This is a genomic window from Streptomyces sp. NPDC048171 (assembly GCF_043202655.1).
Classification (GTDB): Bacteria; Actinomycetota; Actinomycetes; order Streptomycetales; family Streptomycetaceae; genus Streptomyces.
Map to the genome: position 1 here is coordinate 344,684 of NZ_JBIDAU010000009.1, position 20,397 is coordinate 365,080.

Consider the following 20,397-nt stretch of genomic DNA (forward strand, 5'->3'; position numbering starts at 1 on the left):
CGCGGGGGGTCAGCCGGCCATGCGGCCGGCGGTGCGGTGCAGGGCCTCGGCGAGGGTGGTGCGGAACAGGTCGAGCGCACCGTCCTCGACCACGGCGGGCGGCGTCAGCCGCAGCACCCGGGTGGAGTTGAGGGAGTGGTTGACGAGCACGCCGCGGGCGATCAGCTCCAGCAGCATCTCGCCGACCGCCTGTTCCTCGGCGAACTCGATGCCGATCAGCAGCCCCCTGCCGCGCACCTCGTGGACCAGCCCGCCCCCGTACGGCGCGCAGACGGCCCGCACGTCTTCGAGGATGCGGGCGCCGAGCACGGCCGCGCGGGCCACGGTGTTCTCGTCCTCCATCGCCCGTACGGTGGCCAGGGCGGCGGCGCAGGCGATCGGCGAGGCGCCGAAGGTGGAGGTGTGCAGGTAGGGGTCGCGGCTGAAGGGCGCGTACGCCTCCTCGGTGGCGGCCATCGCGGCGATCGGTACGACACCGCCGCTGAGCCCCTTGCCGGCCAGCAGCACGTCGGGACGCACGTCCTCGGCGTCGACGCCCCACCAGGTGCCGAGCCGCCCCATGCCGGTCTGGATCTCGTCGACGACCATCAGGGCGCCGTACGCCTGGCACAGCGCCCGCACCTGACGGAGATAGCCGGGGCGGGGGATGCGGACCCCGCCCTCGCCCTGGACGGGTTCCACGATGACGCAGGCCCGGTCGCGGCGGGCGGACAGTGCCTGTTCGAGGTCGGCGGGATCGTCGTAGTCGACCTGGGTGACGTCCGGCAGCAGCGGCCTGAACGGTGTCTGGTAGGTGGCGTTGGCGGTGACGCTGAGCGCGCCGAGGGTCTTGCCGTGGAAGCCCCGGCGGGTGGTGATCACCGAGGTGCGGCCCTGGGCGCGGGCCAGTTTCAGGGCGGCCTCGGTGGCCTCGGCACCGGAGTTGACGAAGTGGACGTAGTCGAGGCCGGGCGGGGTGTGGGCGGCGAGAGCCTGGGCGGCCCGGGCGGCGACCGGTTCGAGGAAGACGCGGCTGGCCAGCGGGTGGGTGTCGATCTGCCGGTGCACCGCCTCGACGACGGCCGGGTGGCGGTGGCCGAGGAGGAACACGCCGTAGCCGCCGAAGTCCAGGAAGCGGCGGCCGTCGTCGGCGTGGATCCAGGCGCCCTCGGAGCGGACCTCGGCCATGCCGCCCATGACGCGGCCCATGACGGCGCGGCCGGTGCCGATGTGCTTCAGGTAGAGGTCGACCACGCCGGTCGCCTCGGCGGGCGGGGCGGAGGGCGGGGCGGAGGGGGGTGACATCGTCATGACGCCACCTCCGCCGGGGCGGCCGCGGCGGTCCGGTGCCGGCTGAGCAGGGCGGACCGTTCCTCGGCCCAGCTCTCCGCGTTGCGCACCAGCGCGGCCCGGATGCCGGCACGGGTCAGACGGGTGCCGCAGTGGGGTTCGCCGAGGGAGGTGTCGAAGGGCAGTGCGCGCTGGAAGACCAGCAGCAGTTCCGCGTAGTGCTCCAGCCGGCGGCGGACCGGGACGGGCAGCGCGGTGCCCTCCAGCATGGGCAGCAGCAGCCGGTGCACCGCCTCGACGGGGATGAGCCGGGGGCGCTGGGGGCGGGGCAGGCCGTGGCGTACGGCGACGTCGGCGCAGACGTCGGCGATCTCCCGCAGTTCGATGGCCTGCCTGCCCGCCGTCAGCCAGTACTCGCCGGCGCCGACCCCGCCCCGGACCAGGCTGCCGACGGCCTGTGCGACGTAGTCCTGCGGGACCATGTCGATCCGGGCGTCGGGTGCTCCGGGAAGCACCGGCACCTGCCCCAGGACCATCGACCCGATCGTCTTGGTCAGGCCCTGCTGACCCGCGATCCGTCCGGTCGCGGAGTCGCCCATGACGACCGAGGGCCGCACGATGACGCCCGGCACGCCCGCGTCGCGGGTCATCTGCTCGGCCCGGCTCTTGGAGTCGAGGTAGGCGGCGGCGCCGGGGAAGCGCCGGCGGTCCTCGTCGGTGGGGGTGTTGGCCACGAACGCGGTGCTCATGAGGTACAGCGGGGCGTCGGCGCGGGCCGCGAGGTCGAGCACGTTGTCGGCGCCGCGCACGTTGGTGCGGGTGATGTTCTCCGGCGGGGTGCGCCAGTTGGTCTCGGCGGCGGAGTGCAGCACCACGTCCACCTCGAGGGCCAGTTCGTGCCAGGCCCGGGGACTCAGTCCGAGCCGGGGAGCGACGAGGTCGCCCTGGAGTTCGCGCACCCGCGGGTCGCGCAGCGGTGTGTTGCGGCGCAGGCACAGCAGGTCGTAGTCGGGGGCCAGTTCGTCGATCAGGGCCCGCCCGAGCACTCCGGAGCCGCCGGTCAGCAGCAGGGTGGGGCGGTCGCGCGGTCCCGTGCGGCCGGCGGGCAGGACGGTGAGACGCGGGTTGTCCGAGGGCATGAGGGTGTTCTCCCAACGGGTCTCGACCACCGGTGGGCCGGTGGGGTGGGGTGGGCCGGGTTCAGGCGATGGCCAGCGGGCCGTCGGCCAGGTACGCGCCGAGCGGTGGGGTCATCCGGGAGCGGGACGGCGGGTGCAGGGAGAGGCCGTTGGCGCAGGCGGCCAGGTGGCCCACCTCGTCGGACGTCATGAAGTTCAGCCCGCCGAGCAGTTCGACCGCGCGCGGGACGACGCGGGCGAGGGCGTCCTGAACGCCGTACCGCACGCACAGGGCCTGGGCGAGGGCGGACTCGTCGAGGTCGCCGCCGTCGACGCGGCGGGCGACGCCCTCGGCGGCGGCCATGGCGGCCTCGGTCTCGACGAACAGCCGCACCCGCTCGTGGTCGGGGACGCGTTCGTTGAGCAGCACGCGCTCCACCAGGGCGCTCGCGGCGCCGAGGTAGCTGCCCGTCATCAGGACCTGGAACCAGATCAGGCCGGCGGTCTGGAGTTCGTCGAGACGCTCGCCGGAGGTGGTCGCGGTGCGCAGGACGAGTTCCGGCGGGACGAGGACGTCGGTGAGCGTGACCTGGTCGCTCTCGGCGCCGGCCAGGAAGGTGCTGGACCAGAAGCCGCTGACGCTGAGGCCCTCGCTGTCGGCGGGTACGAGGGCGACGGCGAGTTCGTCGCCCTGTCCGTCCTCGCGCGGGATCACGACGCCGGCGGTGAGCACGTCCATGGAGCGGGCGAGGCTGCACGGCCGTTTGACGCCGTTGATCCGGATGCCGTCCGCGGTCGCGGTGGCGGTCATCGAGGGGTCCAGGATGCCGGCGCCGCTGCGGCCCTCGGCGAAGCCGGAGGCGATGATGCGGTTTCCGGCGGCCACGCCCTCGATCAGCATCCACTCCAGGCCGTCACCGAGGCCGCCGAGGCCGACCAGGGTGGCCATGGAGAAGTGGTGCATGGTGGTGGCGACGGCCAGCGAGGGTGAGCGGCTGCCGATGGCCCGCTGCACCCTCAGCGCGTCCAGCGCGGTGGCGCCGCGCCCCTGGTGGGACTCCGGGACGAGCAGTCCGGGCCCGCCGCTGTCCCGGAAGTGCCGGACGCCCGGGCTGCCCGGCCGCTCCAGTTCCATCAGCGGGGTCTCGCGCAGGGCGGGGTCCAGATCGGGGAGCAGCTTGGCGAGGGTGGTGCGTTCGCGTTCGAGGAATCTCATGGGGTGCGCGGTCCTCCTGGGTGAGGCGGTGGCGGCGGTGCGGATCACACGGCGTTGGTGGCTCGCAGCAGTTGCCAGACGGCGCCGGGGCGCGGCCTGCCGCGGAAAGCGATGTACTCCGGGAGGACCGCGTGCGGGGCCCATTTCTGCTTGTACTCGAGCTGGGAGGCGGCGGGGTACACCGCGTCCCCGTGCTCCGCCAGCAGTCGGGCGAAGCGGGTGAACATACGGCTGGCGCCCGGGAGTTCGTGCTCCGGACCGAGCCCCGTGAAGGGGGTGAACCCGAAGTGCAGCCAGCCCGCGCCGTCGGCGGTCAGCCGTTCCATCACGCTCGCGTTGAGCGCCTCCATCACGCCGGGCGGCGCGCCGGGGCGGCGTCGGCTGAGGTCGTGGAGCATGCCGGGGCGGCTGCCGTAGACCGGCGAGTAGTTGATGTAGCCGACCGCCTCGCCGTCGATGCGGCCGACGAAGAGACGGCGGTGGCGCTGGAGGTCCCCGGTCCGCTGGCCGACCAGGAAGCGCAGCTCCTTGACGTGCCGGCCCTTCTCCCGCAACCAGCACTGGTCGATGAGGTCCAGTTCGGCGCAGTCGTCGCCGTCCCCCACCTCGGCGACCTCCAGGCCGGCCCGCCGGGCGCGGGAGATCTTGTTCCGCAGCCGGACGAACCGCGAGCCGCGCAGCGTGAAGCGGCCGAGGTCGACGGCGTAGGAGGCGCCGAGCTGGTTGACGGTGAACCCGTGCGCCGCGTACAGCTCGGCGTCCGCGCGTTGCAGTTGTACGGCGACCAGGCGGCGTCCGGTGTGGGCGGCGAAGGCGTCCAGGAGCCGCGCGCGGTGTTCGGGCGCCGTGAAGGGGCCGCCGAATTGAAGGGCGTAGCGTCCGGAGGTCCGATAGGCGCAGGCACCCTCGAAGCGGTCACCGTGGAAGTACGAGTTGCCGCTGTTGAGGGCGAGAAAGGAACTGGGGTTGTCGCTGTGGGCGGCGAGGGTGTCAAGCACGGACGGCATCGGTGTCCTCCGTGTCGTTCGTGGAAGTGCGCGCCGTACCGAATTCGCCGGAATCCACCGACGACCGGTACCGCTGCTCGAACATCAGGAAAGCCGGTGTGGTTTCCGGTTCGAAGGCGACCCCGAAGGGTTTCAGGGAGTTCCCGAACAGCGCCCGGTCGCCCATGAGATGGATCGGGAGGGCGAGCAGCGCCCATTCCGGACGGACGAACAGCGCCCATGCCCCGGCCAGGACACCTGCCGTGACCAGGCTGTGCATCAAGTTGTAGGCGACGTAGCAGCCCCGCGGAACGCGTCGGTCCGGGCTGCGCCGGAAGGCGATGGCGCCGGGGAGATATCCGATGACGTCGATCACCGTGAACAGCAGGATGAAGACGGCCCAGCGGATTTCCGTGCGGTGCTGGAATGCGAGCACGAGCGAAACGGTGAGAAAGCCCAGCCATTCGAGTCGGGAGAGGGCGAAGGTGACCTTGGTCTCGAAACGGTTCTTGGCGTCCACGGGCGCTCCTGGATTGCGCGTACGATCCCGGGGCCGGCAGCGGCCTGCCCCCTCGCTGTGGTCTGTCACTCTGTTTACGCACCGGCGGGTCCAACCCCTCGTAAAGTGGAGGCGATTGGAAAGAACTGATGCACGGGGGACTGATCGCATGACGTCGGCCTGGGAGCTGCTGCTGCCCGCCGCCTCGGCACCGGCACGCGCGCGTGGCCGCGCCCTCCAGGCCGCGTTGCGGGACGCGGTGCGCTCGGGCCGGCTCGCCCCGGGCACCCGGCTGCCGTCGAGCCGGGACCTCGCGGCCGACCTCGGGGTGTCGCGGAGGCTGGTGACGGACGCGTACGAGCAACTGACGGCCGAGGGCTATCTGCGCAGCGGGCGGGGTGCGGGGACCTGGGTGGGCGACGCGGTGCGGGCGGCCCGCCCGCGCGCGCGTGACCTCGCCCCGCGCTCCCCCGGTCACCGCGCGGACTTCGTGGCGGGAACGCCCGACCTGTCGCTCTTCCCGCGTTCGGCGTGGGCCGCCGCGCAGCGCGGGGTGCTGTCGGAGCTGCCGCACGAGGCTCTGGGCTACCCCGACCCGCGCGGCCTGCCCCGGCTGCGCGCCGCGCTGGCCGAGCTGCTGGCGCGGCGCCGGGGCGTGGTGGCGGACCCGGAGCGGATCGTGGTCGTGTCCGGGGTGGCGCAGGCGACGGCACTGCTCGCCGGCGTGCTGCACGCGCGCGGGACTCGCACCGCCGGTGTCGAGGACCCCGGCAGCCCGCAGCACTGCGACCTGTACGCGTCGGCGGGCGTCGCCACCGTGCCGCTGCCGCTGGACGCGGAGGGGTTGTCCGTCGGCGCGCTGCGCGGTTCGGGCGTACGGGTGGTGGTGACGACGCCGGCCCACCAGTTCCCCACCGGGATCGCCTACTCGGCGCGGCGGCGCGGCGAACTCCTCGGCTGGGCACGGTCCGTGGACGGCCTCGTCCTGGAGGACGACTACGACGGCGACTTCCGGTACGACCGCGCCCCCGTGGGCGCGCTCCAGGGCCTCGATCCGGAACGCGTCGCCTATACCGGCTCGGTCAGCAAGTCCCTCGCTCCGGGTCTGCGGCTGGGGTGGCTGCTGGTGCCCGAGTGGCTGGCGGACGAGGTGGTGGCGCGCAAGCGCACGACCGACCTGGGGCACCCGACGCTGGACCAGGCGGTCTTCGCCCGGTTCGTCGAGCGCGGCGACTACGACCGCCAGCTGCGCGTCTGCCAGCGCGCCTACCGCGAGCGGCGCGACGCGCTGGTGGCGGCGCTGGCCGAGCACTTCCCCGGCTCGGAGGTCACCGGCATCGCCGCCGGCCTGCACGCGATCGCCGCGCTCCCCGAGCAGTACGGGCCCACCGAGCGCTTCCTCGCCCGGGTGACCGGGGCGGGAGTGGCGGTGCGCTCCCTGGCGGAGTACGGGCACGGGGTGGACAGTGGGGCCGCGGGGCGGCACGAGGTGCGGCTGGTGCTGGGATACGCGCACCTGACGCCGGGGCGGATCCGGGCGGGGGTGCGGGCGATGGCGGCGGCCGCCCGACCGGCCGCCTCGCGGGTCGGGGCGGCGGGTTGTTCACGCGGAGTTTCCGTGCGCGCCGCGCCGGGCCAGTAGGCCTTGCCGTGCACACCGGCCACGGACCCGGCCGGATCCCTGCCCAGGAGTCCTTGGAGGCGCGTCCATGTCACACCGTCCGTTGCCCGGCCGCCGCAGTGTGCTGCGCGGCTCGCTCGCCGCGTCGGCGGCCCTGACCCTGCCCACCTCGCTCGGGGCGGCGCCGGCGTTCGCCCGTTCCGGACGTCCCGGGGCGGGCTGGGGTGTGCAGACGGGGGACGTGACCTCCCACTCCGGTCTGGTGTGGGTGCGGTCCGACCGCCCGGCGCGGATGATCGTCGAGACGTCCGCGACCGAGTCGTTCCGCCGCCCGCACCGGTGGCACGGTCCGCTGCTCGACGGGGGCACCGACTTCACCGGCACCACCCGGCTGCACGGCCTGCCGCCCGGCGAGCAGATCCACTACCGCGTCGTCCTGACCGACCCCGACGACCCGCGCCGCACCGGCGAGCCGGTGACCGGCACCTTCCGCACCGTGCCGGCCCGCCGGCGCGACGGTGTGCGGTTCGTGTGGTCCGGCGACCTCGCGGGCCAGGGCTGGGGCATCAACCCGGACCTGGGCGGCTACCGCATCTACGACGCCATGGGCGCCCTGGACCCGGACTTCTTCCTCTGCAGCGGCGACACCATCTACGCCGACGGGCCCATCGCGGAGACCGCCGCCCTGCCCGACGGCCGCACCTGGCGGAACGTCACCACCGAGGAGAAGTCCAAGGTCGCCGAGACCCTCGCCGAGTTCCGCGGCAACTTCCGCTACAACCTCCTCGACGAGAACCTGCGGCGCTTCAACGCGCGGGTCCCCTCGGTCGTCCAGTGGGACGACCACGAGGTCCGCAACAACTGGTACCCGGGCCAGGTGATCGCCGAGACGGACGACCGGTACACCGAGAAGAGCGTGGACGTGCTGGCCGCCCGGGCCCGGCGGGCGTTCGGCGAGTACTTCCCCGTCTCCACCCTGCGTCCCGGCGCGCGCGAGGGCCGCGTCCACCGGGTGCTGCGCCAGGGCCCGCTGCTCGACGTGTTCGTGCTGGACATGCGGACCTACCGCAACGCCAACTCCCCCGGCGGCCAGACCGTCGACCCGCAGGGCATCCTCGGCCGCGAGCAGCTGGAGTGGCTCAAGCGGGAGCTGTCGCGGTCGCGTGCGGTGTGGAAGGTGATCGCCGCCGACATGCCGATCGGCCTGGTCGTGCCCGACGCCACCGAGGGCGCGCCCAACATCGAGGCGATCGCGCAGGGCGACCCCGGCGCGCCGCTGGGGCGGGAGCTGCAGATCGCCGAGCTGCTGCGGTTCGTCAAGCACCGGCGGATCACCGGCACGGTGTGGCTGACGGCCGACGTGCACCACACGTCCGCCCAGCACTACCAGCCGTCGCGGGCCGCGTTCTCCGACTTCGAGCCCTTCTGGGAGTTCGTGTCCGGGCCGCTGAACTCGGGTGCCTTCCCGGCCAGTTCACTCGACCGCACCTTCGGTCCCGAGCGGGTGTTCGTGAAGGCGCCGACCGCCTCCAACGTCTCGCCCGCGGAGGGCTACCAGTTCTTCGGCGAGGTCGACATCGACGGCGACAGCGCCGAGATGACGGTGCGGCTGCGCGAGCAGGACGGAACGGTGCTGTACACGAAGGTGCTGCGGCCGGGGCGGGTGGGGCAGTAGTCCCGTAGCCTGTGGGGTGTACCGCGCACCGGCGTCATCCCCCGGTGCGCGGTCCGCGACGGGGGCCGGCCGGCCGCCAACTCCCCACAAATACGCCAGAACCCTTTTTTACCCATCGGTCACAGTGCGTTCGTGACCGGGCAACACCGCTCCTTCACAGTGGGTGCATGAGTCGAGACCTGCCTGAAGTGACCGACGCCGTGGCCCGCTTGGCCGAGCACGGTCCCGCGGTGCCCGTGATGCTGCTGGCCTCGGTGGCCGCCCTGATCGCCACGGCCGGGTTCCACACCCGTTGGTCACGCCGCCACGGGCAGGCGCCGCCCGCGGACGATACCGGCGCCCGGCCACCGACCGACGGGCGGCGGGCCGGGCGTGCCGAGGACGACGGCGGGCCCGCGCGCCCGGCCGGTGCCGAGGAGAGCGCGCTGTGGCGGATGCGGACGACGGTGCGGGACGCGCCGGGTTCGCTGGCGGTGCTGTGCGCGGCCCTGGCCGACCGGCGGATCGACATCCTGAGCCTCCAGACGCACCCGCTGGCCCGGGGCACGGTCGACGAGTTCCTGCTCCGCGCTCCGGCCGGACTGACCGGGGCCGAACTGGCCGACGTGGTGACGACGGCGGGCGGTGACCACACCTGGACGGAGCGGGCGGACGCGCACGACCTGGTGGACGCGCCGACCCGGGTGCTGGCCCTGGCCGCCCGGACGGCCATGGACGCCGCGGAACTCCCGCTGGCGCTGCGTCAGTTGCTCGGGCGGTGCACCATCCGGTCGCTGCCCGCGGCCGTCGGCGGCGCGGGGGACGACGTGCCGCCGGAGGGCGCGCTTGAGGACACCGTGCTGCGGCTGCGCGCCCCGGAGGGCGGGGTGATCAGCGTGGAGCGGCCCTATCTTCCTTTCACCCCAGCGGAGTTCGCCCGGGCGCGGGCACTGGTCGAGCTGGACGCGCGGCTCGGCCCGCGGGTACCGCGCGGCCGGGACTCGCTGACGCTGCCCGAAGGGCACGACATCACCGTCCGCCGCGCCGACACCCGGGACGTCGCGGCGGCGAAGGCGATGCACGAGCGGTGCTCGCCGCGCACCCTCGGGATGCGGTACCACGGCCCGGTCGGGGACGCCGACCGGTACATGAACCACCTGCTCAGCCCGCGCTTCGGCCGCACCCTCGCCGTGCAGACCGCCTCGGGGCGGATCGTGGGCCTCGGTCATCTGCTGTGGGACGGGGACGAGACGGAGGTCGCGCTGCTCGTCGAGGACGCGTGGCAGCGCCGGGGCATCGGCGGCGAACTCCTCGGCCGGCTCGTGGCGATGGCGACCGAGACGGGCTGCGCGAGCGTGTACGCGGTCACCCAGGCCTCCAACACCGGCATGGTCGCCGCGATGCGCGGTCTGGGCCTCCCCCTCGACTACCAGATCGAGGAGGGCACCCTGGTCGTCACCGCCCGCCTGAACCCGGCTCCCCGGACCGCCACCGCGCCGGTGCCGCACGGGGAGCGGACCGGCGGGGAGTAGGCGGGCGGCCGGCGCCCCCGATCCCGCCCCCGGTCTCTACTCGGCCCCCGACAACGCCTCCCGCAGGGGGATCGCGCCGGGCGCCCGCTCCCCCAGCGCGCCGTCCAGGTCGGCCCACAGGTCCTCGACGTCCTCCAGGCCCACCGAGAGCCGCAGCAGCCGGTCGCCGACCCCGGCGCCCCGCCGGTCGTCGGCGTCCACGATGCGGTGACTGATGGACGCCGGGTGCTGGATGAGCGTGTCGACGCTGCCGAGGCTCACCGCCGGGGTGATCAGGCGGACGCGGCCGATGACCTCGTGCGGGTCGCCGTGGACCTCGAAGGAGACCATCGCGCCGCCGATGCGCGGATAGTGGACGCGGGCCACCCGCGGGTCGGCGGCGAGCCGGGCGACGAGCTCCGCGGCGTTCGCGGAGGCGGCCCGCACCCGCACCGGCAGGGTGGACAGGCCCCGCAGCAGCAGGTAGCCGGCCAGCGGGTGCAGCACACCGCCGGTGGCGAAGCGCACCTGCCGCAGCCGCCCGGCGAACTCCTCGTCGCAGGCGACCACGCCGGCCAGCACGTCCCCGTGCCCGCCGAGGTACTTGGTGGCGCTGTGCAGCACCAGCCGGGCCCCGTGCTCTGCGGGGCGCTGGAGCACCGGTGTGGCGAAGGTGTTGTCCACGAGCAGCGGCACGGAGCCGCAGGCGTGGGCGACGGCCCGCAGGTCGACCTCGGCCAGCGTGGGGTTGGCCGGCGACTCGACCAGCACCAGGCCGGTGTCCGGGCGCAGCGCGTCCGCGACGCCCGCCGGGTCGGTCCAGGTGACCTCGGACCCCAGCAGCCCGGCGGTCAGCAGGTGGTCACTGCACCCGTACAGGGGCCGTACGGCCACCACGTGCCGCAGCCCCATCGAGCCGCGGACCAGCAGGACGGCGCTCAGCGCGGCCATGCCGCTGGCGAAGGCGACCGCGGACTCGGTCCCCTCCAGCCTGGCCAGCGCCGTCTCGAAGCGGGCGACGGTGGGGTTGCCGAGCCGCCCGTAGACCGGTGGGCCGTCGGGTTCGGCACCGGTGGCGGCGAAAGCGTCGATACGGGCGGCCTCGCCGCGGCTGTCGTACGACGGGTAGGTCGTGGACAGGTCGATGGGCGGGGCGTGCAGTCCCCGGCCGGCGAGGTCGTCGCGGCCGGCGTGCACGGCCTCGGTGGCCAGTGCCCTGCTGGTGGCGGCGGTGATGCGTACGTCGTCGGGTGGTGACGTGGGCGTGCGCGCAGAGTCCATGGGCCGAAGAATGAACACCGACCGGGCCGGGGTGGTGGTCGGCCGTGTTACGTTCGGCCCATGACCGAATCCGTCGTACTGGATCCGGTGGATCTCCATCTGCTGCGGCTGCTGCAGAACGACGCCCGGACCACCTACCGCGATCTCGCCGCCCAGGTGGGCGTCGCCCCGTCGACCTGCCTGGACCGGGTGACCCGGCTGCGGCGGGCCGGGGTGATCCTCGGCCATCGGCTCGAACTGGACCCCGCCAAGCTGGGCCGGGGTCTCCAGGCGCTGCTCTCGGTTCAGGTGCGCCCGCACCGGCGGGAGCTGGTCGGCCCCTTCGTCGAGCGGATCAGGGCGCTGCCGGAGTCGCGCACGGTCTTCCACCTCACCGGCCCGGACGACTACCTCGTCCATGTCGCGGTGGCGGACATGGCGGATCTCCAGCGGCTGGTGCTGGACGGCTTCACGTCCCGGCCGGAGGTGGCCCGCGTCGAGACGCGGCTGATCTTCCAGCAGTGGGAGTGCGGCCCGCTGCTGCCGCCGTCCCCGCCGACGGCCACGCCCTGAGCGAAATCCGGCCGCGCGCGGCTTCGGGCCCGGTTCACCGGGCTGACGCGGCACCGGTATCCGTATGAGGATGTCCGCATGTCAGAGACCAAGAGCCCGCTGCCCCGCGAGGTCGCCGACGCCTACGTCGACGACCTCATCGCCCTCGACCCGGTCACCGGTACCTATCTCGGCGTCGCCGAGAGCTCGAGCCTCCTGCCCGACTTCTCGCCCGCGGGGCAGGAGGCCCTCGCGGAGCTGGCCAGGACCACCCTCGCCCGGCTGGACGAGGCGGAGCGCCGGCCCGGCGGGGACAGCGACGTGGAGCGGCGCTGCGCCCGGCTGCTGCGTGAGCGCCTCATGGCGGAACTGGCCGTCCACGAGGCCGACGAGGGCCTGCGCTCGGTCGGCAACATGGGCACCGCCGCCCACTCGGTGCGCGAGGTCTTCACCATCACGCCGACGCAGACCGACGAGGACTGGGCCTGCGTCGCCGAGCGGCTGCGCGCGGTGCCGGCGGCGTTCGCGGGCTACCGCGCGTCGCTGGCCCTGGGACTGGAGCGGAAGCTGTACGCCGGGCCGCGGCCCACCGCGACCTTCGTCGAGCAGCTCGGCGAGTGGGCGGACACCGGCGAGGGGCGCGGCTGGTTCGAGGACTTCGCCGCCGACGGGCCGGACGCGCTGCGGGCGGAGCTGGACGAGGCCGCGCGGGGCGCGACGGCGTCGGTGGTGGAGCTGCGGGACTGGATGCGCGACGTGTACGCCCCGGCGATCGAGGGCGCCCCGGACACGGTGGGCCGGGAGCGCTACGCCCGCTGGTCGCGCTACTACAACGGCACCGACCTGGACCTGGACGAGGCGTACGCGTACGGCTGGGCCGAGTACCACCGGCTGCTCGCCGAGATGAAGGCGGAGGCCGAGAAGATCCTCCCGGGGGCCGGGACGCCGTGGGTGGCGCTGGCCCACCTGGACGAGCACGGCAGGCACATCGAGGGCGTCGACGAGGTCCGCGACTGGCTCCAGGGGCTGATGGACCAGGCGATCGAGCAGCTGGACGGCACGCACTTCGAACTCGCCGAGCGGGTGCGGCGGGTGGAGTCGCGGATCGCCCCGCCGGGCAGCGCGGCGGCCCCGTACTACACGTCGCCGTCGGAGGACTTCTCCCGTCCCGGCCGCACCTGGCTGCCGACGATGGGCCAGACCCGCTTCCCGGTGTACGACCTGGTCTCGACCTGGTATCACGAGGGCGTTCCGGGCCACCATCTCCAGCTGGCCCAGTGGACGCACGTCGCGGCGGACCTCTCCCGCTACCAGGCCTCCGTGGGCATGGTCAGCGCCAACGCCGAGGGCTGGGCGCTGTACGCGGAGCGGCTGATGGACGAGCTGGGCTTCCTCACCGACGCGGAGCAGCGCCTCGGGTATCTGGACGCGCAGATGATGCGGGCCGCCCGGGTCGTCGTGGACATCGGCATGCACCTGGAGCTGGAGATCCCGGCGGACTCGCCGTTCCACCCGGGTGAGCGCTGGACGCCGAAGCTGGCGCAGGAGTTCTTCGGCGCGCACAGCAGCCGCCCGGCGGACTTCGTGGAGAGCGAGCTGACCCGCTATCTGACGATCCCGGGCCAGGCGATCGGCTACAAGCTCGGGGAGCGGGCATGGCTGCTGGGCCGGGAGAAGGCCCGCGAGCGGCACGGCGCCGCCTTCGACCCGAAGGCGTGGCACATGGCGGCCCTCTCCCAGGGCTCGCTGGGCCTGGACGACCTGGTGGACGAGCTGTCCCGGCTCTGACGGGCGGTCACCTGCGGAAGCCGCCCTCCGAGTCCACGACCTGACCGGTGACCCACTCCGCCTCGTCCGTGACCAGCCACGCGATGAGGCGGGCCGGGTCGTCGGGCCTGCCCCAGCGTCCGCCGGGGAAGCACGCGGCGACGGCGTCGTGGGCGTCACCGGTCAGGTAGCCGGTGTCCACGGGGCCGGGGTTGACCGCGTTCACGGTGACGGCGTGCTCGGCGAGGGCCGTCGCCAGGGAGCGGGTGACGGAAGCCAGCGCGCCCTTCTGGAGCGCGTAGGCGATCTCGCCGGGCATGCCGCCGGCGATGTCCTGGCCGGAGGTCATCATGACGACGCGTCCGCCGGGGGTGCGGGGCGGCAGTGCGGCGCGGTGCCGGGCGTACGCCTGGACCAGCAGCACTACCGAGCGGGTGTCGACCTGCCAGTGCGCGTCGAGCATCGCGGCGTCGATCGTGTCGAGGGTGCCGTCGGAGCCGCTGAGGGCGTGGTTGGCGACCAGGACGTCCAGCCGCCCGCCGAGCGCCTCGGCGGCGGTGGCGACGAGGCGTGCGGGCGCGTCCGGGGCGGTGAGGTCGGTGGGGCCCTCGTGCACGGCGGCGTCCGGATCCCCCTGGGCGGCGCGGACGGAGGCGGTGACGTCCTCGACGCGGTCGGCGCCCCAGGGCATGGCGGCGTCGTGCGGGACGTGGTGGTGCAGGTAGACGCTCGCGCCATGGGCGGCGAGCCGGCGGGCCACGGCGTGGCCGATGCCCCCGCGCCGGCTGGCGCCGGTGACGAGGGCGGTACGGCCGCGCAGGGGCAGCGGGTCGCGGCGCAGCTCTTCGGGCGTGGGGTGCGGAAGTGGCGGCATGGGCACCCATGATGGGCGGGCCGCGGCGGGCCCGCACGTCAATATCGCGGCGGCTACCGGTCGGTGAGCCGCCGCAGCCGGACGAGGCTCAGCCACGCTCCGGGCCGGGGCGGTGCCGGGCCCGGCGGCGTCGAACAGCAGCACCGGCCCCCACCGCACCAGGCAGCCTCAGGTGGCTACCCTTCGGCGAGCCGCCGCAGCTGGACCAGGCTCAGCCAGGTCTCCGCGCCCGGGCGCGCCTCGGCCGCGCGCACCGCGTACCGGCCCGGGTCGAGCGCGACCCGCACGCGCCCCGCGCGCTCCGACGCGGCGCCGGGCCAGGCGGCGTCGAACAGGACCACCGGTCCCGGCACGCGCCAGGCCACCTCGGCCTCCCACTCGGCCGTGTCGAGGGCGGCGGGCACCCCGGCCAGCACCTCGTCCTCGGAGTCGGCGGCGCACCAGCGGACGAAGGTCCCGTGCTCGGGCAGATAGGCGGTCGAGGCGGGTTCGTCGCCCAGCACCAGGGCGGTGGAGTCGCCGACCGGGAGGAGTCCGACGTAGCCGTCGACCTCGCAGGCCCGGTCGTAGTCGGAGTCCGCGTCCTCGCCGTCGGCACCGGTCCAGAACGGCAGGACCGTCTCCGGAACCGCTATGAGCGGACCCCCGCCCGACTCGACCCACTCCACCGCGCCCGGCTCCGCGTATCGCACCATGCGGCAGAACCTACACGCCGGTCAGCAGCCGCAGTCGTCCGCGTCCACCGGGACGGTCAGGGGGTCGGCGGCCGGGCGTTCGGTGCCCTGCCGGGTCTCGTAGGCGAAGCCCTCGCGCACCCAGTACTCGAAGCCGCCGCGCATCTCCTTGACGGGGTAGCCGAGTTCGGCGAGGGCGAGGGCCGCGCGGGTGGCGCCGTCGCAGGCGGGTCCCCAGCAGTACGTCACCACCGGCACGGCGGGGTCGAGGAGGCGCCCGGCCTGTTCGGCGACGCGCGCGGTGGGCAGGTGGACGGCGCCGGGTACGTGGCCCTGGTCCCAGGACTCGGTGGACCGGCAGTCCACCAGCGTGAATCCGGGGCCGCCGTCGGCCGCCATCGCGGCGGCGACGTCGGAGACGTCGGTGTGGAAGGCGAGGCTCGCCCGGAAGTACGCGGCGGCCTCGGCGGGCGGCGCGGGGGCGACGCGCAGGACGGGGTTGACGGTGGTGACGCTCATGGTCCGGCCTCTCCTCGACGGGTCTTCCGGTTCAGAAATCTACGGCCGGCAACCGGGAACCTGAACGGCGATTCCCCGGCTCTTCGCTTGATGCACCGGGGATTCCCTGCTATCCATCCCCCATGACCGAGTATTCACCGGACGCCACCGACTGGCTCATCCTCGACGCGCTGCAGCGCAACGGGCGGGCCGGTTTCGCCGAGCTGGCCCGTGCCGTGTCGATGTCCGCGAGCGCGGTGACCGAGCGGGTGCGGCGGCTGGAGGAGTCCGGGATCATCCAGGGGTACGCGGCGGTCGTCGACCCCGAGCGGCTGGGGCTGCCTATCCTGGCCTTCGTGCGGCTGCGCTATCCGGTCGCCAACTACAAGCCGTTCCACGACCTGGTCGCGGTCACGCCCGAGATCCTGGAGGCGCACCACGTCACGGGCGACGACTGCTTCGTCATCAAGGTGGCGGCCCGTTCGATGCGGCACCTGGAAGAGGTGTCCGGCCGGATCAGCGCCCTGGGGTCGGTCACGACGAGCGTCGTGTACTCCTCGCCGCTCCCCCGCCGCCCGTTGGGCCGCTGAGGCCGCCAAGGCCGTTCAGCCGGTGCCCCGTTGGCGCAGCGCGGACCCCGACCGCCCCTTCACGACCTCCAGTTGGGCGTGGACCCGGCGCCGCAGGTCGGCGACGTGGCTGACGATGCCGACGCTGCGGTCCCGTTCGCGCAGGGAGTCGAGGACGTCGAGGACCTCGTCGAGGGTCTGGTCGTCGAGGCTGCCGAAGCCCTCGTCGATGAAGAGGGTGTCCAGGCGGACGCCGCCGGCCTCGTCCGTGACGACGTCGGCGAGGCCGAGCGCGAGGGCCAGCGAGGCGAAGAACGTCTCGCCGCCGGAGAGCGTGGCCGTGTCGCGCTCCCGGCCGGTCCAGGCGTCGACGACGTGCAGACCGAGGCCGCTGCGGCCGCGGCCGGTGCGATCGTCGGAGTGGACCAGGGTGTAGCGGCCGGCGGACATGCGGGTGAGCCGCGCGGTCGCGGCCGCGGCGACCTGTTCGAGGCGGGCGGCCAGGACGTAGGACTCCAGGCGCATCCGGCGGTCGTTGTCCGCGGAGGTGCCCGCGGCGAGGCCGGCCAGGCGGGCGACGCGGGTGTGCTCCTCGCGCACCGGGCCGAGCCGGCGCACCGAGTCGGTGGCCCGCGCGGACAGCCGGTCCAGCTCCGCGCAGCGCCGGGCGGCGGCGTCGTGGGCGGAGGACGCCTCGCGCAGGCGCCGGCCCGCGTCGACGGCGGCGCGTTCGGCCGCGGCGGGGTCGGCCTGCGGGCGTCGGGCCGCGTCGGCGGTGTCGGGCTCGGCGAGGACCGCGCGGACGGCGGTCTCCTCCGCGTCCCGGGCGTCGAGCCGACGCTGCAGCTCGCGGTGGGCGTCGTCGTCGAGCAGCGCGGCGGCGGCGTCCGCCGGGGTGTCGAAGCCGGCCCGGAAAGCGGCGTCGGCGAGACGCGCGTCGGCGTCCTTGAGCCGCTGCGCGGCCTCTTCCGCGGCGCGGGCGGTGTCGGCGGCGTCGGTGAGCAGGGCGGCCCGGTGCTCCAGTTGGGCGGCCCGCGCCGTCACGCTCCCGGCGGTGCCGCGGGCCCGGGTCAGCTCCTGCTCCAGCGCGGCCCGTTCGCTCTCGAGCCGCTCGCGGCCCGCGACCCGGGAGGCGGACCGTAGGGCGGCCTGCTGCTGGGCGGCGACGCGCTGCTCGCGTTCGTCCCCCGCGCGGCGCAGCTCCTCCTGGGCCGCGTGCAGCCGGGAACCGGCCGCGCGCACCCGCTCGTACTCGCGCTCCAGTTCCTCGGCCTCCTCGGCCAGCCGTGCGGTGGGCGCGTCCCCGGCCTCGGCCGTGGCGGCGGCCAGCGCCTCGCGTACGGTGCCCAGGCGCCGTTCGGCGTCCGCGCGGCGCTCGTCGGCGTGCTGGTAGGCGGTGAGGGCCCGCTCCTCCGCCGCGCGGTCGACGTGGCCGTCGATCCGCCGGGCGGGGGCGGGGTGTTCGGTGGCGCCGCAGACCGCGCAGGGCGTCCCGTCGGTGAGACCGGCGGCGAGTTCGGCGGCGATGCCGCTCAGCCGCTGCTCCTTGAGGTCGAGCCAGTGGGCGCGGGCCGTGACGGCGTCCTCGGCCGACGCGAGTGCCCGGCGCTGGGCCTCGTCCGTGTCGGCGGCGAACCCGTCACGCTGCCGGGCGGCGTTCAGCCGCCGCCGCGCGGGTTCGCGTTGTACGGCGAGCTGTTCGGCGCGGGTCGCGGCCTCCCGGGCGTCGTCGACCCGTGCCTGGAGTCCGGTGCGGGTGGCCTCCCAGTCGGCGAGCCAGGTCTCCGCCTCTTGCCGGACGTCGTCGTCGGCGCGTTCCTGACGGTCCAGTACGGCCCGCTCCTCGACCAGTTCGGCGAGGCGCCGTTCGGCCCGGCGGGCCGACTCCAGGCCGCCCAGTTCCTCGGCGGCCCGGCGGGCGGCGGCGGCCAGCCCGGCGGCACCGGCGTCGGCGAGGGCCTCCGGCAGCTGGGCACGCGCGCGTGCCTCCGCGGCCGACGCCCGCCCGTGTTCGGCGTCCGCGGCGTCCCGCAGCTCCAGTGCGGGTGCGACCGCTTCGGCCTTGCGGGACCGCTCCATGCGCCGCTGCGCGGCCCGGTGGGCCTCGGCGCGCTCCGCCAGCCGCTCGGCCCGCTCCCGTGCCTGGGCGAACCGGCGCTGCAAGCGGTCCAGTTCCCGTGCGTCGGCGAGGGCGCGGTCGGCGGCGGCGTGTGCGGACTCGGCGGTGGTGAGGCGGCAGTCGGCGACGGTCAGCAGTTCGCGGGCCGTGGAGCGGGCGACGGCGGCGGCGCCGAGGACGGTCTCGGCCAGGCCCGGCTCGCCCGGCGCCAGTTCCGGCAGTTCCATGGCGTCGCCGGCCGCCTGCTGCATCCGGTGGGCGTCGGCCAGGAGAGCGGCGTCGCCGTCCCGCACCCGGGCCTCGGTCGTCCGGCGCCGTTCGGCGAGGCGCTGCTCGACCTCGGCGAAGCGCCGGGTGTCGAAGAGGCGGCCGAGCAGCTTGCCGCGGGCCTCCGCGTCGGCGCGCAGGAAGCGCGCGAAGTCACCCTGGGGCAACAGCACGACCTGGCAGAACTGCTCGCGGCTCATGCCGAGCAGCTGCGTGACCTCCTCACCGATCTCCTGGTGGGAGCGGCTCAGGTCCTTCCAGGCCCCGGCGGTCGCGTCGTACTCGCGCAGCCAGGTCTGGGCCTTGTCGACGGTGGTGCCCTTGCCGCGCAGCTTCGGCCGCTGCCAGGGCGGCTGCCGGGTGATCTCGAGGCGCCGTCCGGCGACGGTGAGTTCGAGCCGGACCTCGGTGCGGGTGCCGGTCGCCGCGTGGTCGCTGCGCAGGGTCATGCCCTGGCCGCTCTGCCGGGCCCCGGGCACGGAGCCGTACAGCGCGTAGCAGACGGCGTCGAGGACGGACGTCTTGCCCGCGCCGGTGGGCCCGTGCAGCAGGAAGAGGCCGGCCGCGGACAGGTCGTCGAAGTCGACGCTCTGGGCGCCGCCGAAGGGGCCGAAGGCGGTGATGTCCAGCCGGTGCAGCCTCACCGGGCCACCTCCCGCACGGTCTCGTCGGCGCGCACCGCGTCGAAGGCGTCCCGCAGTACGGCCTGCTCGTGGTCGTCGGGTCCGGCGCCGCGCACATGGGCCACGAAGTCCTCGGCGATCTGCTGGTCACTGCGGTCGGCGAGGCGCCGGGCGTAGGACACGCCCGGTTCTTCGGGAGCGCGCTCGGGGTCGAAGACGAGGCTGAGGGTGTGCGGGAAGCGCTCGGTGAGCCGGGCCATGGGATCGTCCGGGCGGACCGGGTCGGTGAGGGTCGCCTCCACCCACGCCTCTTCGTGCGGGGTGAGCCCGGGGTCGGCGAGCAGCTCCTCCAGGGTGCCGCGGAGCCGGGCCAGCGCGCGCGGCACCGGGCAGTCGACCCGCTCGGCGGTGACGGTCCCGGCCGCGTCCAGGTCGACGAGCCACACGCTCTTGCGGTGCCGGTGCTCGGAGAAGGAGTACGGCAGCGGGGAGCCGGAGTAGCGGACCCGCTCGCCGATGGTCTGGCAGCCGTGCAGGTGGCCGAGGGCCACGTAGTCGACGCCGTCGAAGACACCGGAGGGGACGGCGGCGACCCCGCCGACGGTGATGTCCCGCTCGCTGTCGCTCTGCTCGCCGCCGGTGACGAAGGCGTGCGCGAGGACGACCGAACGGGTCCCCGTCGCGCGCGTGGCGAGGTCGGCCCGCACCCGGTCCATGGCGGCGGCGAGCACCGCCTCGTGACCCGCCTTCTCCACTCCGAACTCCGCCTTCACCAGGGCTGGTTCGAGGTACGGCAGGCCGTAGAAGGCGACATCCCCGTGGGCGTCCGGCAGCACCACCGGGGTGCCGCAGCCGGCCGGGTCGGTGCGCAGGTGGATGCCCGCGCGGTCGATGAGTCCGGCGCCGACGCCCAGGCGACGGGCCGAGTCGTGGTTTCCGGAGATCATCACGGTGGGCACGCCGAGCCCGGCGAGGCGGTGCAGGGCGTCGTCGAACAGCTCGACGGCGGCGAGCGGCGGCACCGCGCGGTCGTACACGTCCCCCGACACCACCACGACGTCGACGGCATGCTCGCGCACGGTCTCGACGAGGTGACCGATGAACGCCTCCTGGGCGTCGAGCATGTTCACCCGGTGGAACGCACGGCCGAGATGCCAGTCGGAAGTGTGCAGAATTCTCACAGAATCGCCCCGGCCCGCATGTTTCGCCTCACTCCGCCCCATAACCCGGCACGACTCCCGCCACCGGCACCCACCACGCTAACGCCCGCCGGCCCCTGATCCACCACGAACCCCAGTCGTTGGTCGGCCCGGGTTCTCA

At 74.6% G+C, this 20,397-nt stretch carries 17 protein-coding genes; 6 read left to right on the plus strand and 11 right to left on the minus strand.

The window, feature by feature from the left end:
* Nucleotides 1-9: 9 nt before the first annotated feature.
* The 5 genes from ACGF3J_RS26550 to ACGF3J_RS26570 all read right to left on the minus strand — a co-directional run bounded on the left by ACGF3J_RS26550 (nucleotide 10) and on the right by ACGF3J_RS26570 (nucleotide 5,109).
* Nucleotides 10-1,290, minus strand: a complete 1,281-nt coding sequence (locus ACGF3J_RS26550) for an aminotransferase class III-fold pyridoxal phosphate-dependent enzyme (protein ID WP_202557784.1) — start codon at nucleotides 1,288-1,290, stop codon at nucleotides 10-12.
* On the minus strand, nucleotides 1,287-2,408 hold the full coding sequence (locus ACGF3J_RS26555; protein WP_161327628.1) for an SDR family oxidoreductase: 1,122 nt from the start codon (nucleotides 2,406-2,408) through the stop codon (nucleotides 1,287-1,289). Before ACGF3J_RS26555 ends, ACGF3J_RS26550 begins: the two co-directional genes overlap by 4 nt.
* Before the next feature lie 61 nt (nucleotides 2,409-2,469).
* Complete coding sequence (locus ACGF3J_RS26560; RefSeq protein ID WP_161327624.1) at nucleotides 2,470-3,603, minus strand: acyl-CoA dehydrogenase family protein; 1,134 nt, start codon at nucleotides 3,601-3,603, stop codon at nucleotides 2,470-2,472.
* Nucleotides 3,604-3,647: 44 nt separating this feature from the next.
* Nucleotides 3,648-4,610: a bifunctional lysylphosphatidylglycerol flippase/synthetase MprF gene (locus ACGF3J_RS26565; protein ID WP_161327625.1), complete on the minus strand. Its 963-nt coding sequence runs from the start codon at nucleotides 4,608-4,610 to the stop codon at nucleotides 3,648-3,650.
* Nucleotides 4,594-5,109: a DUF4260 domain-containing protein gene (locus ACGF3J_RS26570; protein WP_161327626.1), complete on the minus strand. Its 516-nt coding sequence runs from the start codon at nucleotides 5,107-5,109 to the stop codon at nucleotides 4,594-4,596. The genes ACGF3J_RS26565 and ACGF3J_RS26570 overlap by 17 nt, the downstream gene beginning before the upstream one ends.
* A 148-nt stretch (nucleotides 5,110-5,257) precedes the next feature.
* Here ACGF3J_RS26570 and ACGF3J_RS26575 point away from each other — a divergent pair, with 148 nt between their 5' ends.
* The 3 genes from ACGF3J_RS26575 to ACGF3J_RS26585 all read left to right on the plus strand — a co-directional run bounded on the left by ACGF3J_RS26575 (nucleotide 5,258) and on the right by ACGF3J_RS26585 (nucleotide 9,895).
* On the plus strand, nucleotides 5,258-6,730 hold the full coding sequence (locus ACGF3J_RS26575) for a PLP-dependent aminotransferase family protein (protein WP_393854954.1): 1,473 nt from the start codon (nucleotides 5,258-5,260) through the stop codon (nucleotides 6,728-6,730).
* Nucleotides 6,731-6,797: 67 nt separating this feature from the next.
* Nucleotides 6,798-8,384 carry an alkaline phosphatase gene (locus tag ACGF3J_RS26580; RefSeq protein WP_161329903.1) on the plus strand — a complete coding sequence of 529 codons (1,587 nt, stop codon included), beginning with the start codon at nucleotides 6,798-6,800 and terminating at the stop codon, nucleotides 8,382-8,384.
* 167 nt (nucleotides 8,385-8,551) lie between these two features.
* Nucleotides 8,552-9,895 carry a GNAT family N-acetyltransferase gene (locus ACGF3J_RS26585; protein WP_161329902.1) on the plus strand — a complete coding sequence of 448 codons (1,344 nt, stop codon included), beginning with the start codon at nucleotides 8,552-8,554 and terminating at the stop codon, nucleotides 9,893-9,895.
* A gap of 36 nt (nucleotides 9,896-9,931) precedes the next feature.
* On the opposite strand, the gene ACGF3J_RS26590 is transcribed toward ACGF3J_RS26585, so the two are convergent.
* Complete coding sequence (locus tag ACGF3J_RS26590) at nucleotides 9,932-11,155, minus strand: PLP-dependent aspartate aminotransferase family protein (protein ID WP_161329901.1); 1,224 nt, start codon at nucleotides 11,153-11,155, stop codon at nucleotides 9,932-9,934.
* Between the two features lie 60 nt (nucleotides 11,156-11,215).
* On the opposite strand from ACGF3J_RS26590, the gene ACGF3J_RS26595 reads away from it, so the two are divergent.
* On the plus strand, nucleotides 11,216-11,707 hold the full coding sequence (locus tag ACGF3J_RS26595; RefSeq protein ID WP_161329900.1) for an Lrp/AsnC family transcriptional regulator: 492 nt from the start codon (nucleotides 11,216-11,218) through the stop codon (nucleotides 11,705-11,707).
* Nucleotides 11,708-11,785: 78 nt separating this feature from the next.
* Nucleotides 11,786-13,474, plus strand: a complete 1,689-nt coding sequence (locus ACGF3J_RS26600; protein WP_161329899.1) for a DUF885 domain-containing protein — start codon at nucleotides 11,786-11,788, stop codon at nucleotides 13,472-13,474.
* A gap of 7 nt (nucleotides 13,475-13,481) precedes the next feature.
* Here the strand turns inward: ACGF3J_RS26600 and ACGF3J_RS26605 are convergent, their stop codons facing one another.
* The 3 genes from ACGF3J_RS26605 to ACGF3J_RS26615 form a co-directional block, all read right to left on the minus strand.
* The gene (locus ACGF3J_RS26605) at nucleotides 13,482-14,327 is read right to left on the minus strand and encodes an SDR family oxidoreductase (protein ID WP_161329898.1); all 846 of its coding nucleotides are present in this window, start codon (nucleotides 14,325-14,327) and stop codon (nucleotides 13,482-13,484) included.
* A 176-nt stretch (nucleotides 14,328-14,503) separates the two neighbouring features.
* Nucleotides 14,504-15,022 carry an immunity 21 family protein gene (locus ACGF3J_RS26610; RefSeq protein WP_161329897.1) on the minus strand — a complete coding sequence of 173 codons (519 nt, stop codon included), beginning with the start codon at nucleotides 15,020-15,022 and terminating at the stop codon, nucleotides 14,504-14,506.
* A gap of 21 nt (nucleotides 15,023-15,043) precedes the next feature.
* The gene (locus tag ACGF3J_RS26615) at nucleotides 15,044-15,520 is read right to left on the minus strand and encodes a rhodanese-like domain-containing protein (protein WP_161329896.1); all 477 of its coding nucleotides are present in this window, start codon (nucleotides 15,518-15,520) and stop codon (nucleotides 15,044-15,046) included.
* A 122-nt stretch (nucleotides 15,521-15,642) separates the two neighbouring features.
* Here ACGF3J_RS26615 and ACGF3J_RS26620 point away from each other — a divergent pair, with 122 nt between their 5' ends.
* The gene (locus ACGF3J_RS26620) at nucleotides 15,643-16,089 is read left to right on the plus strand and encodes an Lrp/AsnC family transcriptional regulator (protein WP_161329895.1); all 447 of its coding nucleotides are present in this window, start codon (nucleotides 15,643-15,645) and stop codon (nucleotides 16,087-16,089) included.
* 15 nt (nucleotides 16,090-16,104) lie between these two features.
* Here the strand turns inward: ACGF3J_RS26620 and ACGF3J_RS26625 are convergent, their stop codons facing one another.
* Both ACGF3J_RS26625 and ACGF3J_RS26630 read right to left on the minus strand, forming a co-directional pair.
* Complete coding sequence (locus ACGF3J_RS26625) at nucleotides 16,105-19,098, minus strand: AAA family ATPase (protein WP_393854955.1); 2,994 nt, start codon at nucleotides 19,096-19,098, stop codon at nucleotides 16,105-16,107.
* Nucleotides 19,095-20,258 (minus strand): exonuclease SbcCD subunit D, encoded by a 1,164-nt coding sequence (locus ACGF3J_RS26630; RefSeq protein WP_161331051.1) that lies wholly within the window; start codon nucleotides 20,256-20,258, stop codon nucleotides 19,095-19,097. Before ACGF3J_RS26630 ends, ACGF3J_RS26625 begins: the two co-directional genes overlap by 4 nt.
* Nucleotides 20,259-20,397 lie beyond the last annotated feature (139 nt).